The organism is Vibrio sp. Vb1127, from assembly GCF_033338735.1.
GTDB lineage: Bacteria > Pseudomonadota > Gammaproteobacteria > Enterobacterales > Vibrionaceae > Vibrio > Vibrio alginolyticus.
Genome location: NZ_JAWOTF010000001.1, coordinates 118,711 through 138,079 on the forward strand (window position 1 = coordinate 118,711; position 19,369 = coordinate 138,079).

Annotated in this window: 19 protein-coding genes; 9 read left to right on the forward strand and 10 right to left on the reverse strand. The window is 43.2% G+C overall.

The features are described 5' to 3' along the window. Nucleotides 1-34 precede the first annotated feature (34 nt). Genes R7H07_RS00570 through R7H07_RS00580 form a run of 3 tightly spaced genes read left to right on the forward strand, consistent with a single transcriptional unit; the run spans nt 35 to nt 2,586 of the window. Nucleotides 35-199 carry a hypothetical protein gene (locus R7H07_RS00570; RefSeq protein WP_169644173.1) on the forward strand — a complete coding sequence of 55 codons (165 nt, stop codon included), beginning with the start codon at nt 35-37 and terminating at the stop codon, nt 197-199. Between the two features lie 9 nt (nt 200-208). After that, entirely contained in the window at nt 209-832 is a 624-nt protein-coding gene (locus tag R7H07_RS00575; RefSeq protein WP_206958836.1) for a phage baseplate protein, read from the forward strand. Nucleotides 833-837: 5 nt separating this feature from the next. Continuing rightward, the gene (locus R7H07_RS00580; RefSeq protein WP_206958834.1) at nt 838-2,586 is read left to right on the forward strand and encodes a hypothetical protein; all 1,749 of its coding nucleotides are present in this window, start codon (nt 838-840) and stop codon (nt 2,584-2,586) included. Between the two features lie 246 nt (nt 2,587-2,832). Here R7H07_RS00580 and R7H07_RS00585 read toward each other — a convergent pair whose 3' ends face one another. Next, nucleotides 2,833-5,289 carry an ABC transporter permease gene (locus R7H07_RS00585; protein ID WP_206958832.1) on the reverse strand — a complete coding sequence of 819 codons (2,457 nt, stop codon included), beginning with the start codon at nt 5,287-5,289 and terminating at the stop codon, nt 2,833-2,835. Further along, nucleotides 5,289-5,981, reverse strand: coding sequence for an ABC transporter ATP-binding protein (locus R7H07_RS00590; RefSeq protein WP_005376323.1), 693 nt, complete (start codon nt 5,979-5,981; stop codon nt 5,289-5,291). The genes R7H07_RS00585 and R7H07_RS00590 overlap by 1 nt, the downstream gene beginning before the upstream one ends. Between R7H07_RS00590 and tesA the strand changes: the two genes are divergently transcribed. The 4 genes from tesA (at nt 5,980) to R7H07_RS00610 (ending at nt 11,685) form a co-directional block, all read left to right on the forward strand. Next, nucleotides 5,980-6,582 carry a multifunctional acyl-CoA thioesterase I/protease I/lysophospholipase L1 gene (gene tesA / locus R7H07_RS00595; RefSeq protein WP_054575991.1) on the forward strand — a complete coding sequence of 201 codons (603 nt, stop codon included), beginning with the start codon at nt 5,980-5,982 and terminating at the stop codon, nt 6,580-6,582. The genes R7H07_RS00590 and tesA overlap by 2 nt on opposite strands. A gap of 82 nt (nt 6,583-6,664) precedes the next feature. Further along, nucleotides 6,665-7,864: an enoyl-ACP reductase FabV gene (gene fabV, locus R7H07_RS00600; protein WP_064354774.1), complete on the forward strand. Its 1,200-nt coding sequence runs from the start codon at nt 6,665-6,667 to the stop codon at nt 7,862-7,864. A 180-nt stretch (nt 7,865-8,044) separates the two neighbouring features. Then, on the forward strand, nt 8,045-9,958 hold the full coding sequence (locus tag R7H07_RS00605) for a sensor domain-containing phosphodiesterase (protein WP_017634164.1): 1,914 nt from the start codon (nt 8,045-8,047) through the stop codon (nt 9,956-9,958). Nucleotides 9,959-10,029: 71 nt separating this feature from the next. Further along, nucleotides 10,030-11,685 (forward strand): ABC-ATPase domain-containing protein, encoded by a 1,656-nt coding sequence (locus R7H07_RS00610; RefSeq protein WP_206958830.1) that lies wholly within the window; start codon nt 10,030-10,032, stop codon nt 11,683-11,685. 79 nt (nt 11,686-11,764) lie between these two features. Here the strand turns inward: R7H07_RS00610 and R7H07_RS00615 are convergent, their stop codons facing one another. Then, nucleotides 11,765-12,385, reverse strand: coding sequence for a DNA-J related domain-containing protein (locus R7H07_RS00615; RefSeq protein WP_005376328.1), 621 nt, complete (start codon nt 12,383-12,385; stop codon nt 11,765-11,767). 128 nt (nt 12,386-12,513) lie between these two features. Then, entirely contained in the window at nt 12,514-13,353 is an 840-nt protein-coding gene (locus R7H07_RS00620) for an isopenicillin N synthase family dioxygenase (protein ID WP_005376329.1), read from the reverse strand. A gap of 242 nt (nt 13,354-13,595) precedes the next feature. Between R7H07_RS00620 and R7H07_RS00625 the strand changes: the two genes are divergently transcribed. After that, nucleotides 13,596-14,192: a DUF2238 domain-containing protein gene (locus R7H07_RS00625; protein ID WP_005376330.1), complete on the forward strand. Its 597-nt coding sequence runs from the start codon at nt 13,596-13,598 to the stop codon at nt 14,190-14,192. On the opposite strand, the gene cutA is transcribed toward R7H07_RS00625, so the two are convergent. From cutA to R7H07_RS00650, 5 genes are all read right to left on the reverse strand, one after another. Further along, complete coding sequence (gene cutA, locus R7H07_RS00630; RefSeq protein WP_005376332.1) at nt 14,154-14,486, reverse strand: divalent-cation tolerance protein CutA; 333 nt, start codon at nt 14,484-14,486, stop codon at nt 14,154-14,156. The two genes, R7H07_RS00625 and cutA, sit on opposite strands and share 39 nt — an antisense overlap. Before the next feature lie 14 nt (nt 14,487-14,500). Beyond that, complete coding sequence (locus R7H07_RS00635) at nt 14,501-14,752, reverse strand: hypothetical protein (protein WP_005376334.1); 252 nt, start codon at nt 14,750-14,752, stop codon at nt 14,501-14,503. After that, the gene (locus R7H07_RS00640) at nt 14,736-16,445 is read right to left on the reverse strand and encodes an SgrR family transcriptional regulator (RefSeq protein ID WP_005386283.1); all 1,710 of its coding nucleotides are present in this window, start codon (nt 16,443-16,445) and stop codon (nt 14,736-14,738) included. The genes R7H07_RS00635 and R7H07_RS00640 overlap by 17 nt, the downstream gene beginning before the upstream one ends. Nucleotides 16,446-16,524: 79 nt before the next feature. Next, nucleotides 16,525-16,758: a DUF3389 domain-containing protein gene (locus R7H07_RS00645; protein ID WP_005386281.1), complete on the reverse strand. Its 234-nt coding sequence runs from the start codon at nt 16,756-16,758 to the stop codon at nt 16,525-16,527. 6 nt (nt 16,759-16,764) lie between these two features. Next, nucleotides 16,765-17,199, reverse strand: a complete 435-nt coding sequence (locus tag R7H07_RS00650) for a hotdog fold thioesterase (protein ID WP_005376340.1) — start codon at nt 17,197-17,199, stop codon at nt 16,765-16,767. Nucleotides 17,200-17,400: 201 nt separating this feature from the next. Here R7H07_RS00650 and R7H07_RS00655 point away from each other — a divergent pair, with 201 nt between their 5' ends. Beyond that, nucleotides 17,401-18,189: a M48 family metallopeptidase gene (locus tag R7H07_RS00655; protein ID WP_017634168.1), complete on the forward strand. Its 789-nt coding sequence runs from the start codon at nt 17,401-17,403 to the stop codon at nt 18,187-18,189. Between the two features lie 82 nt (nt 18,190-18,271). Here R7H07_RS00655 and R7H07_RS00660 read toward each other — a convergent pair whose 3' ends face one another. Further along, entirely contained in the window at nt 18,272-19,300 is a 1,029-nt protein-coding gene (locus R7H07_RS00660; protein ID WP_047103591.1) for a site-2 protease family protein, read from the reverse strand. Between the last annotated feature and the right edge of the window lie 69 nt (nt 19,301-19,369).

Genomic DNA, 19,369 nt, shown 5'->3' on the forward strand with positions numbered 1-19,369 from the left:
GATAACTGCCCCTTTTAACTAAGGGGTTAATAAAATGCCTATGGAATTTATACAACTACCTCCCCTCCTTCTGATCCTCATCCCTATTCTAATTATCAATACCCTATTTGGTAAACCAAAAGAGAAAGATCCTAAAGAAGATTATCGAACAGTATTGAAGAAGATAAAGAAGATTGTGGATGAAGAACTGAGAAAATAAGGAAAGATTATGATCACACCTACCTATTTGATGTCTAATGATGACCTTGGTAGATTTTATGCCGATGCTTTTACCGAAATCCTACCTAGTTATCAAGCTAATGCTACCAAATACCCAGTAAGCGATAAGAGCGTTATCACTTCAAATGTAGTTAAGAGCAACCCTACATTATCACTTACCTGTTACGTTGGTAAGAATCCCCTCTCAAATATAAATGGTAATTTGTTAAGTATTGATGACAAAGAGCAACGCCCTTTGAATGCCCATCAAATTCTTCTCAATTGGTTTAACAAAAGCACTAAGTTAACAATCGTGAATGAGTTTTACAATTTAAATGACTACGTCATTGTTAAATATACGCCTCGACAAGTCAACACAACTGATTCTATGGAATATCGTTTAATCTTAGAACATATCCGAAACGTGTCTTATGAACGAGGCTACTTATTAACGTTTGCCGATGAACAAAAAAGCATTGATGGTCAAAACAAAACTAGCAGCACAAATAACGGCTTTAGTGGGAAGGTGAATAAACTACCTGATTTATATAAAGATGGTTATGTAAATCTCATGGGGTTAGAACAAAAATCGAATGAACAAATTATTAAAGAATTTTTTAACAGAGAAGGTTAATTCATATGGCTCGACAACTTCATAAATTTACAAACACGATTGCATGGAAGCTCGATCGTCCGTCTTGGAATAAGGTGTTGAAAGATAGTAGAAAGCTGGCTCGACAACTCGATAAAGCTAACCCTGAAAATGTTCTTGGTGTTAGTGGTTCTCCTAGAGCTAGGCGACAACGACAACAAGATCAAGACGCTCATATCAAACACTTCCGTAAGCTCCAAAAAGAACAAGAGAAATTCGAGGCTACACAAAAGAAAGTGTTGAAACGCTTTGCTCAATCCACAAGTGCAATTCGTGACGTGGGTGTTGCTGAGAAGAAAGTTTTACTGAACAAGCTCAAACAAGCTTCAAGCACAGAAGAATTGCTTCACCTTGAGAAACGATTGAAAAACCAAATCTCAGATCGCAACCGCCGCGAGAAACAAAGGACACGAGAACTTGCTAAACAGAGCGCACTTATAACCCATCAGCACAATGAACGCCGTAAGGCGGCAGCGTCATCACTCAAACGTGCTGGTATGGCAGCAGGTTTAACGGTTGGTAGTTTAGCCGCTTTAGGCGCACAGCAGAGTTTACAACGAGCTACCGAGCTGGACCAAGCCATTAAAAAGAGTGGTTTAGATGCTATCACGTTTCAAAATATTAGCGCCGCCTCAGAAAAGTTCGGTTTATCAATGGACAGCGTTTCAGACCAGTACAAAGACTTCGCAGACAAGCTCGGAGACTACCAACTAACAGGTGGAGGCGAATTCTCCGATGTGGCTGAGTGGTTGAAGAAGAACAATAAGATCTCCGAGGAGATGCTAAAAGAGCTAAAACCTCTCGAAGCAATGAAGTTGATTCAAGAAGAAGCTAAACGCCGTGGAACGGATATGAATAAGCTCACGTTCCTCATGGAAAGTTTCGGTAATGACGCAATCCTCCAGTTCAAAGCGATGGCTAATATTGAGGAAATTCGAGCACAACGAGAACGATTTAACCTCAACCTCACACAGCAAGATATTGAAACATTAGTAAAAGCACGTCAAAACATTTCGTTAATCGGGGAAGGGTTTGGTCGCCTAATGGATGAATTTCTTGTTGGGTTTGGTGGAGGTAATATCAACTCCATTATGACTGACTTAAAAGAATTACAGCCTACTTTCCGACAAATGGGTGAATCTGTAAGGTCTTTCGTTAACACAGCAGTTAAACATGGTGATGAGATTATCACGATTGGTAAAACAATTGCTTCAATTTGGGTCGGTTCGAAAATCTTCACTGTATTAAGCGGTGGCTTGAGTGTTGTAAATACATTAACAAATGCATTCAAAGGTTTGTTCAAGCTTATTAGCCGTGCAGCAAGTGCACTAGGTCTTGGTAGTGCAACAAGTGCAAGTGTTAAAGGTGGTGCAGCCGCACGAGCAGCAGGTGGAGCACGAGCAGCAGCAGGTATGGCAGCAAGAGCTAACCCTTGGTTAATGGGCGGATACGCTGTATATGAGGGCAGAAAAGGCGGCTTGTTAGATCCTGAAAACTTTTTTGGTAAAAATAAATATACCGAGTTCTTAAATACAAATATCTTCGATCTACTTGGTCGTGCTGGTAAAGAGATTAGTTCAATTCAAACACAACCTCAAAAAGTAGATGTAAATCTTCACGTTCGTTCTGATGTTGATAATTCTGGTAACATCATCCCTGTTGTTCGTGGTGAAATTGACCGCGCTGAGGATGATCGAATGGTGGCATTTTATAGCAACCTATCACCTTCAAACTAGAATCTAAGATATGACATTACCCCACCTTATTGGTGGGGTTTTTTATGTCTAGAACTACACGTAAATCAACTATGAAGATTTGACAGACTCATTAAAATTGTCATACGCTGATGATATCAGTGGTATACAAATTCAAGCATTATCATGTAAGCCACTGATTTAATGGGCTGAGAGTCCCACTGTTTTTGTGGATAACTAAAATAAAAGTGTCATGGAGTGTTCCAAACTTGATAACACTCGCTGCGCTTAAGTGTTTACTGGCGTTAACAATCTTTTCAACAAACTCATCACTACAAGTGCCAACGTAACAAATGTTACAAGCGGTAAAGCTATCCACAATTCGGGGTGAATTTGTGCATTGAGATCGAATCCATATGTCATGACTGCGGCCACACAAACTTCCGCAGCGAATACCGCAACACCACTAGCAATCAACGCCATAATTCCGTACTCGGCCCACAGGGTTGTGTTGATCCGTTTCTTACTTGAACCTAATGTGCGATACAAACGAATCTCTTGTTGACGTTGGGACAAGCTTAACCTCAGTAGAGTAAAGATGAGCAGCAGACCAGCAACAACGCCTAAAAGAGCAAGGATAGTGATTGCTGATACGATTTGCTGAATCAAAGCCTGAATTTTCTCGCCCATAGTTCGGATATCTAAAACAGAGACCGTTGGGTGAGCACGTGACATTGACGTCAACAACGCTTCATTTCCTTCTTCAATCCTATAACTGATGAGGTAAGAACCAGGTAAATTAGCCATCACGTCAGATGAGAAAATAAAATAAAAGTTAGGCTTCATGTCACGCCATTCGACATAACGGATGGTATCTACTACTGCATCGTAATTCTGACTGTTTATTACAAAGCGCAGCGTATCACCGAGTTTGATGCCTAAGTCATTTGCTACATCCGCTTCTACAGATACACTCCCTTTGTTTGTCCATTCACCCGAAAGCACATCATTATATTCTGGTAGGCTATCTCCCCATGTCAGGTTTAGCTCTCGACGTATCGCGTCAGAACCTTCTCCTTCGTAATCAATCTCCTTGACGTTTTGACCGTTGATCTCTGTTAGTCGTCCACGAATTATTGGATAAGCTTGTGACCGCGTAACTCCATTTTTATCTAGGGTTTCTAGGTAGTTATCGAGTTCATAATCACCAATGTTCAATGCGAACACATTTGGCGCATCTGCAGGTAAGGTTCTCTCCCAATCAGCGAGAATATCGCTGCGCACAAGCCAAATGATAGACAGCAACATTAAAGATAATGCCAAAGCACCAAACTGTAGACCGCTGGTTACTGGCGTCCGGTTGATACGACTCAACGCAAGCTTCATTGCAGGATGGGTTGAAACACGTGCAAACAGCTTTGTGAGTATGACGCTAACTGCTGCGAGTACCACAAACAGTACCGCTATACCAGTGAGCACGATCCAAACTAAGGTGTTATCTGCATACAGTAAAAGCAGTGGAACAACGGGAACTAGAACAAGTAACATTCGCTTCCAAGAACGTTGCGCTTTACCCTGCTGTAGCACTTCTAACGCGGGAGTTTTAATCAAGCCTAACAATGGTATACCGAGAGCAGGCACCGTAATCAAGACTGCTGAGATAAATGCCACCAAAAATGGTGTGACACCGTAACTAGGGAGTGGATCGGGTAATAAGTCTTTGAGTGGAATGCGTAATAAATATTCCAGCCCGCTCCCTAACAATAGACCGACGACACTGGCACTAATGAGAAGGATTGTGACTTGAATAAATAACCACTTTTCAATCCATCGGCGGCTCGCACCAAGACTTTTCAACATCGCAATAGTTTGTGTCCGGCTGTTCACGTAATTTTGACAAGTAAGAACCAATGTTGTCGCCGCCATAATGATGACAATCGCTACGGTCAAAGACAGATACTGCGTCGTGCGTTCAAAAACCTCATTACTACGACTGGCAGTATCTTGCGTGCGCCAGCGATCGCTCGGAGAAAGCTGCGTATCATCTTGTAAGCTCTTTAGTATTTTATCATCGGCTTGTAAAAACAGACGGTATTGAACTCGGCTCCCAACTTGAATTGCTCCTGTTTTATCTACGTCACTTTGATGAATGTATGCAGAAGGCATTTGCCGAAATGGATTAAAGCTCAAGCCAGGTTCCATCAATACTGCGCCTGATACAGTAAACTCGGCATCGCCTATCGTGACACTGTCACCTGGCTTTACGTTTAGTTGAGTCATAATCCGCTCATCAAGCCAGAGTTGGTTCTCTTTAACGCGACCGGCCGGATTATTTTCGAGAACGAGCTCTCCCATTAAAGGGTAATTATCATCCACCGCCCTTACCGAAATAAGCTGCATACCATTATCGCTAAATGCCATAGTGGCAAATCGCGTCATCATCGAACGTTCAAGGCTTTCAGTCGAGGCTAACAACGTGTCCGGAATGGGATTAGCAGACACAAACACCGCATCTGCCGTTAATGCGTCCTTCCCTTGCTTGACGATCACCTGCTCCATTCGTTCTGCTAATGCAGAAAGCGCAAAGATACTCGCAATCACGAGAATAAGAGCAACGCTAATAGGCCAAAGGTTCCCCTGCCTTATTTCGCCGAAACTCCAACGTATCAAACTTTTATTCGGCGAGTGCTGTGTTGTACTGTTTTGTTCTGTGGATGTTGCTTCACTTGATGATACTGCAGACATTATATCTCCTCCTTAAGCTCACCCGCCTCCATACGATAGATACGGTCACATCGGCTTGCTAGATGACCATCGTGTGTTACTAAAATCAGAGTTGTCCCGTGCTGTTCATTAAGATCGAATAGCAGCTCAATCACTTTGTCTGCGGTTTGATGGTCAAGATTGCCGGTAGGCTCGTCTGCGAACAACAGCTCAGGCTGTGTCATAAATGCACGCGCTAGCGCAACTCGCTGTTGTTCACCACCAGATAACTGGCTTGGTAGATGGTCGACACGTTTTTCTAACCCAACAGCAGCTAACAATTCCGCTGCTCTTGCTTCATCTTCGGCTTCACCACGTAAAAGACAAGGAAGCGTGACATTACGTAATGCACTCAAACTCGGGATTAACAGGAAACTTTGGAAAACGAAACCTAAAGAGTCAGCCCGAATTTTCGCACGTGCTTCATCGTCCAGTTTTGATAATTCATGACCTAATAAAGTAATTTCGCCTGATGTCGGCGTATCAAGACCAGCTAGCAACGTCATCAATGTTGACTTACCTGCACCGGAAGTTCCGACGATGGCGATTTTTTCTCCTTTTCGGATGTCAACATTTACGTCTTTGAGGATTGTTAATTGTTCTTGATTAGTAGAGACTTGTTTAGAAACCAAATTGGCTTGAACAATAGGTGCATTAAGTACAGGTGTTTGCATGATTCGTATACTTTCCTTAGTTCTATTTTTTTGTTTTTCCGCTACTTCACATGCGAGCGAAAAGCTACTTGTCTTGGGTGATAGCTTGAGTGCAGGCTATCAGATGCCGATCGAAGAGAGTTGGCCTAGCTTACTCCCTGATGCGTTGTCAGAACATGGTCAAGATGTAACAGTTATTAATGCCAGCATTTCTGGCGATACAACCGGCAATGGCTTAGCACGGTTACCTCAGTTGCTAACTCAGCATAGCCCTGACATGGTACTTATTGAGTTAGGTGCCAACGATGGCCTAAGAGGCTTCCCTCCTAAACTTATTACGTCGAATCTTTCAAAAATGATTACCATGATAAAAGATTCTGGTGCGGACGTTGTCATGATGCAAATTCGGGTTCCACCTAATTATGGTAAGCGCTATAGCGATATGTTTTACGATATCTACCCTAAGCTTGCACAGCATCAACAAGTTGCCTTGATGCCATTCTTCTTAGAGCATGTTGTCACCAAACCAGAATGGATGATGGATGATGGCCTTCACCCAAAACCAGATGCACAACCTTGGATCGCTGATTTCGTTGCTCAAGAATTAATTAAACATCTCTAATTTTAATGGTCTAGCTCAATAAGTTTTACGTAACTTTACGTTAATCTATTTTCAATTCCACTCATCGAGGATAGATAACAACATGCGAATAGAACCGTTAATTCAAGGTGTTGTTGCTCGCTCTGCGCACCCCAAAGGGTGTCATGCATCTATTAAAGAGCAAATTGAATACGTAAAGCACGCCCCACAGATCAAAAAAGGCCCAAAACGGGTTTTGATTATTGGTGCCTCCTCTGGTTTCGGCCTAGCGGCACGAATCGCCCTAACGTTCGGTGGCGCTAACGCCGATACCATTGGCGTCTCATTTGAGCGTGGCCCTTCAGAGAAAGGGGTTGGGAGTGCGGGTTGGTATAACAACGTCTTTTTTAAGCAAGAAGCAAATCAAGCCGGGCGTACCGCAATAAATATTGTTGGCGATGCATTCTCTGGTTCGGTGCGCAATCAAGTGATTGAAGCCATTGAAACGTACTTTGAGGGTGAAGTTGACTTAGTCATCTATAGCTTGGCAACCGGTGTTCGACCTAAACCTGAATCTGATGAGTTTTGGCGCAGTGTCATTAAACCTATTGGTGAACCTGTCACTGGCGCTTCTATCATGCTGGAGAACGATAAGTGGATAGAAACCACCTTAACGCCTGCAACAGAAGAGGAAGCCAATGCCACCATTAAAGTAATGGGAGGCGAAGACTGGGAAAGCTGGATTGACACACTCATCAATAACGACTCTATCGCAAACGGCTGCAAAACCATCGCCTTTTCTTACATGGGCCCTGACATTACGCACCCAATTTATCTCGATGGTACGTTAGGTCGAGCGAAAATCGATTTACACCAAACCAGTCATTCATTAAACCTCAAACTCGCCAACTTTGACGGCGGTGCTTACGCAACCGTGTGTAAGGCGTTGGTGACGAAAGCCAGTGTATTCATCCCTGCGCTAAGTCCCTACCTGTTAGCGCTTTATAGAGTGATGAAGGAAAAAGGTACTCACGAACGCTGTATTGAACAAATGCAGCGGCTGTTTACTACGAAGTTATACGATCAAGAGAAAGTGCCAGTTGACGGCGAACGCTTGATTCGAATAGATGACTTGGAACTTGAACCGCAAGTTCAACAAGAAGTCCACGCTCTTTTAGAACAGATGAATGCTGAAAACTTTAAAGAGATTGGTGATTACCAAGGTTTTAAAGATGAGTTTATGAAGCTCAATGGCTTTAACTTTGAAGATGTCGACTATTCGCAAGACATTTCTATTGAATCGTTAATGTCGCTTAAGCCTTGATACTTGTTACCTGTTTCAAGGATGAGATATGTGACAACTATTCCTAGTCCTGAACACTTTTCAGGACTTTTTTTTGTTTCGAGCCCTAGCCACCCTATACTTTATTAAAAAGCGAGAACAAAATAGAGCAGTCTGCATTTTTAATTCACAGGAAGTGAAACCACGTAAAGGATGACCTATATGGGGAGATTGCAAACATTAGACTACGAAATCCCTGAGTCTATGCGAAGAAGTTGGCAGGAAATCGTCAACTTACTGGCTCAAATAACACACGTACCCACCACATTAATTATGCGTATCCATCCGGATCGCATAGAAGTAAATACATCTAGCGAAACTCTAGGTAATCCTTATCGTACTGGCGATGCAGAGCTGCTTGGTAACGGTTTGTATTGCGAGCAAGTTATAGAACAGAAAGGCGAGCTTGTAATCCCCAATGCGCTTGAAGATGAAGAATGGCAAAATAACCCAGACATCAAACTAGGCATGATTTCTTATTGCGGCTTACCGCTATTCTGGCCAAATGGGGAGACATTTGGAACAATCTGTATGCTTGACTCTGAGAGAAACGAGTACAACGATAGTTACCGTCAGTTGCTTGAAACTTTCAAAGATTCAATCGAAGCACAGCTTTCAGTTGTGTACCAACAACATAAACTTCAGCGACTTAACACCGAGCTAAAGAGTCGAATTGAAAATCGTACCACGGATTTAGCCCAGTTAAGTTACTCCTTAACACAAGAAATTGATCGCCGTAAAGCCGCGGAAAAACAAGTGAGCTACCAAAAAACACATGATCAGGGGACTGGGTTTCTAAATCGCTCTGCACTTGAGAACATTGTCCAATACACCTTACAGTCCCTTGATAGTGATCAGCAATCGCTTGTGGTCATCAACATTGGTTTTAGTAACGCTCGCAGTATTCAGACCAGGCACGGGTTCGAGGTCTTTGACAACATTTTAAAAGAATTTCACTCCAGATTAACCAGACACGGTGCTAGCGGATTTATCACTGGTAGACCAAGTTCGAATGACATGGTTTTATTGATTTGGGGAGAGGATATTGAAGCTCGGTTAAATCAACTATTAGATGATATCACTAAAATTAGCGTAGATGGATTTGTCTTCAACAAAACAGAAATACATTTGCACACGTATATCGGTATAGTTCAAGCTTACAAAGATTGCAGCAATGCTAAGCGTATCCTTCAACATGCATGTTACGCGATGCTTCTATGTAAAGAATCCGGCGAACCTTTTAGTTATTTTAGAGAAAATCATTCGGCGGATCTCAATAGTCACAATGAACTGGAAAGTTACCTTTTACAAGCAGTGCGTAACGACGATTTAGTGTTGTACTTTCAACCTCAAGTAGACTCCAAAACACGTAAATGGATTGGCGCAGAAGCCTTGCTTCGCTGGAGACATCCAATACTTGGCGACGTTTCCAACGAAGCATTGATACATATGGCCGAACAAAACGGGCTTATCTTTGAAGTTGGCTCTTTTGTTCTGCGTACCGCGATAGACAAAGCGAAACAATGGTCTGAGTTAATCGATAACTTCAAAATTGCCGTCAACGTTTCTCCCATTCAATTACAAAACGTAAATTTTGCAGAACAAGTGCAACACCTACTCGACACTTTCCATTTGCCAGCACACTTTCTCGAACTCGAAGTAACCGAGAGCGCTCTAATTGCCGATGAAATAGTAGCACGCACAACGTTAAATAAGTTGCACAAACTAGGTGTGACATTGTCACTTGATGATTTTGGTACAGGATATGCCTCGTTCAGCTATTTAAAGAAATATCCGTTTGATGCCATCAAAATTGATAAAAGCTTCGTCCAGCAAATGGAAAAGTCAGATGATGATCGCGAGATCATTTGTTCAATCATACACATTGCAAAAAAACTGGAACTCCAAGTAGTGATCGAGGGCATTGAATCCCACCAACAAGAGCAGTTTCTTATTGGTGAGGGTTGTGATATCGGACAAGGTTTTCTTTATGGTAAACCTATGCCTTGTAATGAATTTGAGCAAAGTTTGTTTAATCAGCGCCTTTCTGGCGGGCAATACGCCTACTCTTCCTAAGCATTCTCTTTACTATGAGGGCGGTGGTTTCTATAATCGCCGCCCGCTTCTATTAAAAGGCCAATATCTTCATGGATCAGTTGACTGCCACGCTTAAGAAAATTGAAAAGCAGAACTACCGAGCTTATCAGCAAATCAAAGGTCAATACGACTTCACTGATTTCACTTTGTTTATCGATCATGTACAGGGTGACCCTTATGCATCGGCGTCACGTTTTCGTGCGACTCGCGCATGGTCTTTGACTGGTCTTGAGTGGCTAAGAGACGAGTCTCCTGCATTTCAAAGAGCTGCACGTGATTTTATTGCGCGTAGTTTTGAACAGTTTGCTAAACAAGAAAACTCAGTATCAATTTCACTGACAGGCCAAACTGTACTGGATAGCACCGCGGTGTTGTTTACTGAAGAAGGTATTGAACTGCGTTTTCGAGTTAACTTACCAGCCGAGGGTCGTTCAGTATTGGGGAAAAAAGCCAACAACATACTGACTTTCCACCTGCCTAAGTTTATCCGTCGAGCAACTTTAGAGCGTGAACTCGACAAAGCCGCTTTAATTAAGCACTGCCAAGTTGTTGAAGACCAAAATGCCCTACGAGAACAGTTAGAGGCCAATAACTTAGTCGCGTTTGTCGCAAACGGCAGTATTCTTCCTCGAATTGCAGGTAATTGCGACCTTCCAATGAAAGAAGCCGTTGAGTTTAAAGCCCCTGAATCTCTACAAGTCACTTTACATGCGCCAAACAAGGGCCATGTCACAGGATTAGGAATTCCAAAAGGTATCACACTGATTGTAGGTGGTGGCTTCCACGGTAAATCTACCTTATTAAATGCAATAGAGCGTTCAATTTACGATCATATTCCAGGAGATGGTCGCGAATACATTGTTGCCGATAACAAGGCTATGAAGATTCGTGCCGAAGATGGCCGATGCGTACACCACTTGAACCTGTCAAACTACATCAACCATTTACCGATGGGTAAAGATACGGCGGACTTTTCTACTCAAGACGCATCAGGCTCAACGTCGCAAGCCGCTTGGCTTCAAGAGTCTATTGAAGCGGGTGCAAGCACATTATTGATTGATGAAGATACTTCTGCTACCAACTTCATGATTAGAGATGAGCGTATGCAGGCATTGGTGGCAAAAGGTGATGAGCCAATTACTCCTCTCGTCGACCGCATTGGTCAATTACGAGATGATCTTGATATCTCTACCATTATCGTTATGGGTGGGTCGGGCGACTACTTAGACGTTGCCGATACCGTCATTCAAATGCACGACTACCAAGCCGTTGATGTGACTGAAAAAGCGAAAGAAGTTATCGCTCAGCACCCTACTCAACGCCATAACGAGTCAGAAGAACGTTTACAGACCTTCCCACCTCGAGCACTGAACCGCGTTGCGTTGATGAATATTCTTACTGACGGCAAGTTCCGTGTGAATGCGAAAGGCAAAGAGTCACTTCGATTTGGTAAAGAGTTTACTGATCTTAGCGCTTTGGAACAGATAGAGTCAGCCGATGAAGTCAACACAATTGGCTGGTTATGGTTCCAAATTGCTCAACTTCCAGGTTGGTGTAATCATCCGGCGAAGGAGATTGAAGAAATGCTGTCTGGTGAGTGGCATGCCGCTCTTCCTAAGCAAGGCGACTTAGCCAAACCACGCACACTAGACGTTATGGCTGCCCTCAACCGCATGCGAAAATCTCAGTTTAAGTCATCATGCTAGTTTTGATACGCTGACAGAGACAGTTCAATCAAAAGGCAGCTATAGTTAGCTGCCTTCCTTTATCTTTATTCTTAGCGAATCATTCGTTTCTCAGTACATTCCACGCTTCACAAAGAACTCTAAATCTTTCTGCATCGCCATTTTCTCGATCAGGATGCCAACGAAGCGCGAGTTTTCGCCATTGTTTTCTAATTTCCGCAGGCGTAGCGTCAGTGTTAAGTTCAAATAGTGACAGTGCCTTTGTCTTATCTACGCTGGCTACTGACGAACCACCGATGAACTTTTGATAAGTTGTCCAAAATTCATTCAACAGTCGACGCACTTCATCTTCGTCCGCTTCGTAATTGCGCCAATCTAAGTAATACTCACGCAAAGGATCATGAATATCGATCTTATGCCTCAAAGCTTCCATCGAAGACATGAGCTGAATATCCATGGCTTCGACTTGAAGCCAGCTATCCGGATACAGAGTATCTTGCAGTTGATATAATGCATTCATGATCAGGAAATTTCTTTTGAATAAATCCTTATCGGGAGAGTCGTCCAGCTTTGAAATATAACCTTGTTCACCCAACGAGCTTGCCAAGGTGTGCACTTTCCAATTAGAGGGCTGTTTTCTCAGAATTTCTAACATTGGCCAAAGCAGCGGATTTTCTATTGCATGAGGCTCAATACTATTGACAGTACGTTGTCCTTCCATTCATCCTCTCTGACACGAGTTTAGGGCCCCATTCACGGCACAAAAAACATAGTTTCCACTTTGTAGCATAAATGCAAAAAGGCCGATAGTCATTCACCATCGGCCTTTGTAAGGAGATCACGTAAAGGTTAAATAACCCCTAGCTCACGTAAACGTTCCATAAGGTAGCTATGTGCAGTGTAGCGCTCAGATAACACCACTTCCGGCTTTGGATGCAGGAACAACGGTAATGAGATACGTGACTTTTCTTGACGGCCACCCGTAGGGTTGATTACACGGTGAGTCGTTGAAGGGAAATAACCACCTGACGCTTCTTGAAGCATATCACCAATGTTGATGATTAAGTTTCCGAAGTCACATGGTACATCGATCCAATCACCCTCTTTACTCTTTACTTGCAGTCCAGGCTCATTGGCAGCAGGCAAAACCGTTAGCAGGTTAATGTCTTCATGCGCAGCAGCGCGAATAGCGCCGGGCTCTTCTTCGCCTGTCATCGGTGGGTAGTGAAGCACGCGTAGTAATGTTTTGTCGCTGTTATTGATCATTTCTGACAACGCGATAGAGAACTTCTCTTGAACGTCCTTAGGTGCGTACGCTTCAACCCAACCTAATAGCTCTTGAGCAAATGCATTGGCACGCTCGTAGTACTCTAAGATTTCAGCTTTAAGCTGCTCTGGGATCTGCCCCCAAGGGTAAACATGAAAGTACTCTTTGATGTCTTTCACTTTGTGCCCTTTCGCCACTTCAGACACTGAAGGTGGGAAGTAGCCATCTTGGGTGTCTACGTTAAAGTGAAAATCATTCTTTTGATCTGAACAGAAAAACTCATGCCAGTTTTTGTAAATTGACTCTACAAGCTCTTGTGGAATCGGGTGGTTTTTCAACACACCGAACCCCGTTTCGCGTAGAGAGGTAACGAACTGTTGAGCAGCATCGTCAGCAAGATAATCGACAGTTTCCAGTTTCATGGCTTTACTTCTTTTTTATTAGACTGAATCATGGATTCTATGGATGGGCATGTTGTAAATCAAACTTTAATGAAAACTGCACGCGCAAACGTTTTAATGTTGAGCAGTTTGCCAATAAATCAACATTTTCAGTGATCAAAAAACCCATTAAAATATCAATTGCACAGCGTTCAATTAAGTGCAATCATTAACACAATCTATGGAGTCCCACTGTAAGATAAATTGAAGGATCAAGTAACTCTATGAAAAGCACCTCGACACTCTTAGGATTAACGATTTTTTATGCCATCGTGTTTTTATTTTCTGCGTTGGAACCTAACTCACGCGCAGTTTGGTTTGCGGAGATTATCCCGGCGATTGGTATTCTTGTTGCTATTTGGGCGATTTCGATTCGCTATCAGTTCAGTAATACGGCTTACTTTTTAATGTTCATCTGGCTCTGTTTGCACACTATCGGTGCGAAATATACGTTCTCCGAAGTGCCATTTGACTGGTTTAACGACATGATTGGTTCAGAGCGAAATAATTTTGATCGCGTTGCGCACTTTTCAATTGGCCTTTACGCATATCCGATCGCTGAATACTTGATAAACAAAAAACGGTTCAACAAAGCGTTCTCTTGCTGGTTTGCTTTGTTTGCTATCATGTCACTTGCTGCTGGCTATGAGATTATCGAATGGTGGTATGCGGAGTTGGCTGGTGGCGATGAGGGAATTGCCTTTCTGGGCTCGCAAGGTGACATATGGGACGCCCAGAAAGATATGTTGTGCGATACCGTTGGTGCAGTGTTGTCGTTATTCTTAATGTCGGCTCAACGTCGATTCTCTCAACCATTCTAAATAAGGGTTAAACCCATCAACAATTGGAACCTGTACGATTTGAGCTACCTCGTATTCGTGCAGGTTTTCTATTTTCTCTTCCACCAATTCATAAAGTTCTCGACGAGTTTTGATCACCAGCAACCATTCGTTGTCAGTACAAATCTCCCCTTTCCACACATAGTGACTTTCAATAGGCATCGTTTGAATACACGCGGCTAATTGAGCATCTAGCAAACCTTTAATGATCTGATCTCGATTTTTTTCATTACTGGTTGTACTTAAAACCATGCAATAGTCATGTTTCATACTCATTTTCTAGCCCTTTATTATTTCATCGTCACTTTGCCGCCAATCATTTTGTAAGCGGGGGTTCCTCTTACTAAAGTATCTCTTGCAAACTCTTGTCCGCAAGCGGGGCAAATACATGGGGTTTGTGTGAAATCGTCAACAATGCGCTCTTTGAAGCATTTAACCAGTGCGCCTTTCCCGCCTTTACGGTACTTAAATAGTTGAGTTTTACATTTAGAGCAAAAGATATCGACGGTTTTCGTCGGTTGTTTTTTATTCGGTTTCGCCATGGTTACTTTCTATATCCGGTTTGACCCATACATTATTAAAATCAAACCAACCTAAGGCATTACACTTTGCATTTTGTAACGCACCGCTGTGGTCTTTATTCACGCCTAGCCAGCAGTGAAACATAGGAATCACCTGACAGCTTTTTACTAACTGTCGTCCTAGCTCACGCGCAGGAAAGTCTGTGTGCATGCCGGCACGCCATTGATCGACAAGTTTAGCCCATTCACTAAAATCGTAACCTGAACTGAACTTCTCAATATCACTGTAATCCAGGAGCCAGCCCGCCAACGCGTCATTTCGGTTCGTTGCAATGCCCATAGCTTTCACCCAGATATCCACTTCCTCAGGCGCGGGCGGTTGAGAATCATAACGAATAAACTCAACCTCTATACCGTGCGGTTTTAAGAGTGTCTTGATGGCCTTGGCAACTACTGGAAACATCGGATGCTTTTTCTGATACGCTACGGAAATTACCTTATTAGCCTGTGGTACGCTGCCCGCTTCCGCTGGCCTGAGGTCAATCCAACCGGGCTTAAGGCCAAAGGCTTGCAATACTCCCAGTTCCATCACTTTATCTTGTGGAACATGCGCGTAAATCTGGTGACTGTTGAGGGTTTGCGAGAGGAACTCTGCCCAACGTGGATCTTTTGCAATTCCGGTGTTTTTGTTTAGTAATAGGAATGTACAGCCAGGGTCTAGCTCTACTTCATCGGATGAACCTTGTTTATCCATCTTCGGCTTTGACAGGCTTGGATAAACCATTGAAGAATAGGCTTCATCGATTACCCACACCTCCACTTGGTCAAGTAAAGGGCGAAAACCAAAGTAGCCATCAAAAGCAGTCAAAATAAGACGCTTATCATCATTCATTTTAACTTGGAACGGCCCTGTCCCTATCGGTTGTCTATCGAAGCTTTCAGAACGCAAAGCACTCGGTAGCAAAATTTTTGCTTGCGACTCACTCAGAGCCAGAGGAAGGTAGCGATCAGGACGGACGAGCTCAATATCAACGGTCCACTCTTGTGGTGAAGACACCCGCTTTATGTGAGAAAACAAGTTCAAGCCATTTAACGCAAGCACACTCTCAAGAACACAACTGGTTGTTAACGGTTCACCATTATGAAAGCGTACTCCACGACGAAGATAAAAACGCCAATGTGTATCAGAAATTGCTTCCCACGTGTGGGCTAAATCTGGTTGAAGTTGTTCATTTTCATCAAGGCGAGTGAGTCCGCTAAAAATTTGTCTGGCGATGTGCTGTTCAGAACGCCGCATCGGTTTCTGCGGGTTTAACATTGACAATGGTCGATAATAAGGCAAACGCACGACCTGCTCGCCCTGTCGATGCTGAAGCCCTAAATAACCTTGGATAACTTGCGTCAATCGTGCCGCATCGTTATCAAGCGCATCTAGAGCCTGACCGATTTTCCCTTCATCGAGATAACGCCTGGCGAGGTTTTCGCTGACGTCGCTTCGATTACGTTTAAAAACGAGTTTCGAAAGTTTTCCTCGACCCGCTGCCGGATGCCACTCAATCCAGCCCTCTTCTTCAAGTTTATTTAGAACAATACGAGCATTACGACGTGTACAAAACAACGCTTCGGTGATGTCTTCGAGCTGAACGTCCGTATCGTGACCGGAAAATTTTTCAAACAGTGTTTCGAACTGAACACGTAAACGAGGGCTACTCATAAAGAGGAAATTCTTATCTTGTTGTCGATAAGCTAAGTTTCCTCATTTTTTCCAAAAAGTGCAAACATCACACTATAAATTATTGAATATCGATACCAATTTCTCGCGAAAGTTCAGCCAGTTGTACCTCGTTGTCCAGCTTGATAGACCATTTGCACTCTGCTCCATGAGATAAAACAACGTTCGCTCCTCTACCCAGCAACTGAATTGCATCGGTTTGCGCTTGCAAGGTTACCATTGCACTGCCGGAGAGCTTAATCACTATTTCACGCTGGGTTGCAATGATTTTTCCTAATGAAAACTCAATCACCATCTTAGTTTATACCGACTTTGTTTTGTGTTGTTTCACAGCGATGGTCAAGCGACTGGTACACACTAAACGGCCTCGCTCATCAGTGATATCGATTTGCCACACTTGCGTTGAAATACCCAGATGAAGCGGTTTTGCCGTACCAATCACATGACCACTTCGCATGGCTCGCACATGGTTCGCGTTAATATCTAAACCGACGCAGTAGCTGCCCTCATCGACAGAGAAGTTTGCAGCCAATGAGCCTAATGTTTCTGCGAGCACGACTGATGCACCACCGTGAAGCATTCCTAAAGGTTGATGAGTAAAGCTGCATACGGGCATGGTTGCTGTCAGGGAGTCGTCAGTGAAATCTGTATATTTAATTTGTAGGTGCTCGATCAGGGTATTTTTTGACGTGGCATTCAGAATCTCTATGCTTACGGGCTTTTTCCATATACTCATTGTTTTACTCTTAGTTTCACAAACTGGTTTGTTAGGTTGTAACGATGTGCTAGGAAGCTAGCATAGACGCTACTTGGGCATAACTTCAAGACGTAACATCTCACCTTCTTTATTAATCAGATGAATAACTTGATCCATGCATCATGTTACTATTTGGGTATATACTATTGCTTCAAAACAAAAAATTAAATGGAGCCTGTTATGAAGGTATGGATGAAAGCCTCTGCTCTTTTAACTATCGCGGGTTTAACAGCGTGTAGCGCATCACCGACGGGTCGCAACCAGATCCTGATGTTTTCAGATCAGGAAATGTCATCGCTTGGCGCTAAATCTTTCGAACAAATGAAGAAAGATATCCCAATCAGCAAAGATCGCAAAACGAATGCCTACGTTCAATGCGTTGCCAAACACATCACTGACACCATTCCCGCTCAATCTGGATTTAAAGACTGGGAAGTCGTTGTTTTTGATAGTGAACAAGTCAATGCGTTTGCTCTACCAGGTGGGAAGATCGGCGTGTATACCGGGCTTTTAGATGTCGCGAAAAACCAAGATCAGTTGGCAACAGTCATTGGTCACGAAGTCGCTCACGTCCTCGCTGACCACAGTAATGAACGTCTCTCACAAAGTCAGTTAGCAAATGCCGGGTTGTCTCTAGCAAACGTTGCCATTGGAGCTTCCGAGTACAAACAGTATCAACAAATGACGATGGCGGCACTTGGTGTCGGTGTTCAATACGGTGTTATCTTGCCATACGGTCGTACTCAGGAATCCGAGGCTGATATTGTCGGGCTGGAATTCATGGCAAAAGCAGGTTTCGACCCACGTCAAAGTGTCGATTTATGGAAAAATATGAGTGCTGCATCAGGTGGTTCTCAACCACCTGAATTCTTCTCAACCCACCCATCGCACAGTACGCGCATTAAAGATTTACAAGCAACCATAAATAAGCTACCTGCGTATAACGCGAAAGCACCAAGATGTGGCTAATTCATTGCTACTTGCTACTATCGTCTACTACTTAAGCTTGCCAAATAAAAAAGCTCCCTAGGGAGCTTTTTAATGATTCTAATCAAGTGCCCAATATCTGTAGCGGCAAACTTAACAAACTATCTCCGAGAGTGGCAAAATACCAGATGATAGAAACAAAACCTCCGACAGAGACCAAGTACCAAGCAAGTGAAAATAGTTGCCCATAACGGGTTAATGGCAATAAATGGCTTTGATGTCGAGCTCTCCATTCCATCACCACTTCCAACATTCCCATTAACAATAAAAACCCTAGCAACGTCAGACCGAAATAGTAACTGATAAAAATGCCTAATAAAGCGGTCGCAATACTGCCAACTAACCCGACCCAAGTGTTCATTGAGAAGGTAATACTTTTGAGCACATGGCCACCATCTAATGGTAAAATAGGCAGCAGATTAAATAGGTTTAGCAAGGCGTTAAACACAGCAAGCCCAGCGAAGATCACCTCACCAGTCATCCAATAAAGCAAAGTAAAAACAATACTAAGTACTAAACCGAAAAATGGTCCCATGATTGAGATAACCACATCCTGCCAGCGCGTGTTTATCTTTTCGTCACTTAGCGCCAAACCACCTAGGAATGGAATCAAATAGATTCCTTTGGTCTTCATTCCAAAATACTTCATCGCTCTAATGTGACCATATTCATGAAAAACCAAACAAGCGATCAACGCTAGCGCGAACTCGATGGAAAATAGCCAAGAATATGCAGCGAGACTTGCAGACGCTAACGCCACTTTAATAACTTTCGCACTTTTAAGTGCTTTCATCCCAAGAGATACGAGACCTATTATACTTAAACGCTTTTCGGATGGTGGCGTAACTTCTGGCACTTGGCGCTCGATGTCTTTTTCATTTCGACAACCTTCGTTGACGAGCTCACCGTTAATTGTGACCTTGTAACTCAATTCAAACGGTTGCCATGTTAAAGAACACTCTAAATGACAGTTCAGGATTTCCTCACCCGCAGAGAGCCTAAACTGGTGTAGACAAGTCTCTGCGGTATTGTCACTGGCATCGATTTGAGACACCAACGTATTATCCCAATATAACTGCTGCCACCCAGCCATCGATCCTTCGAGCCTTAGCGAACGACCTAAAAATTCAACATTCAGTAATTCCAATGCGGTTCCTATTGC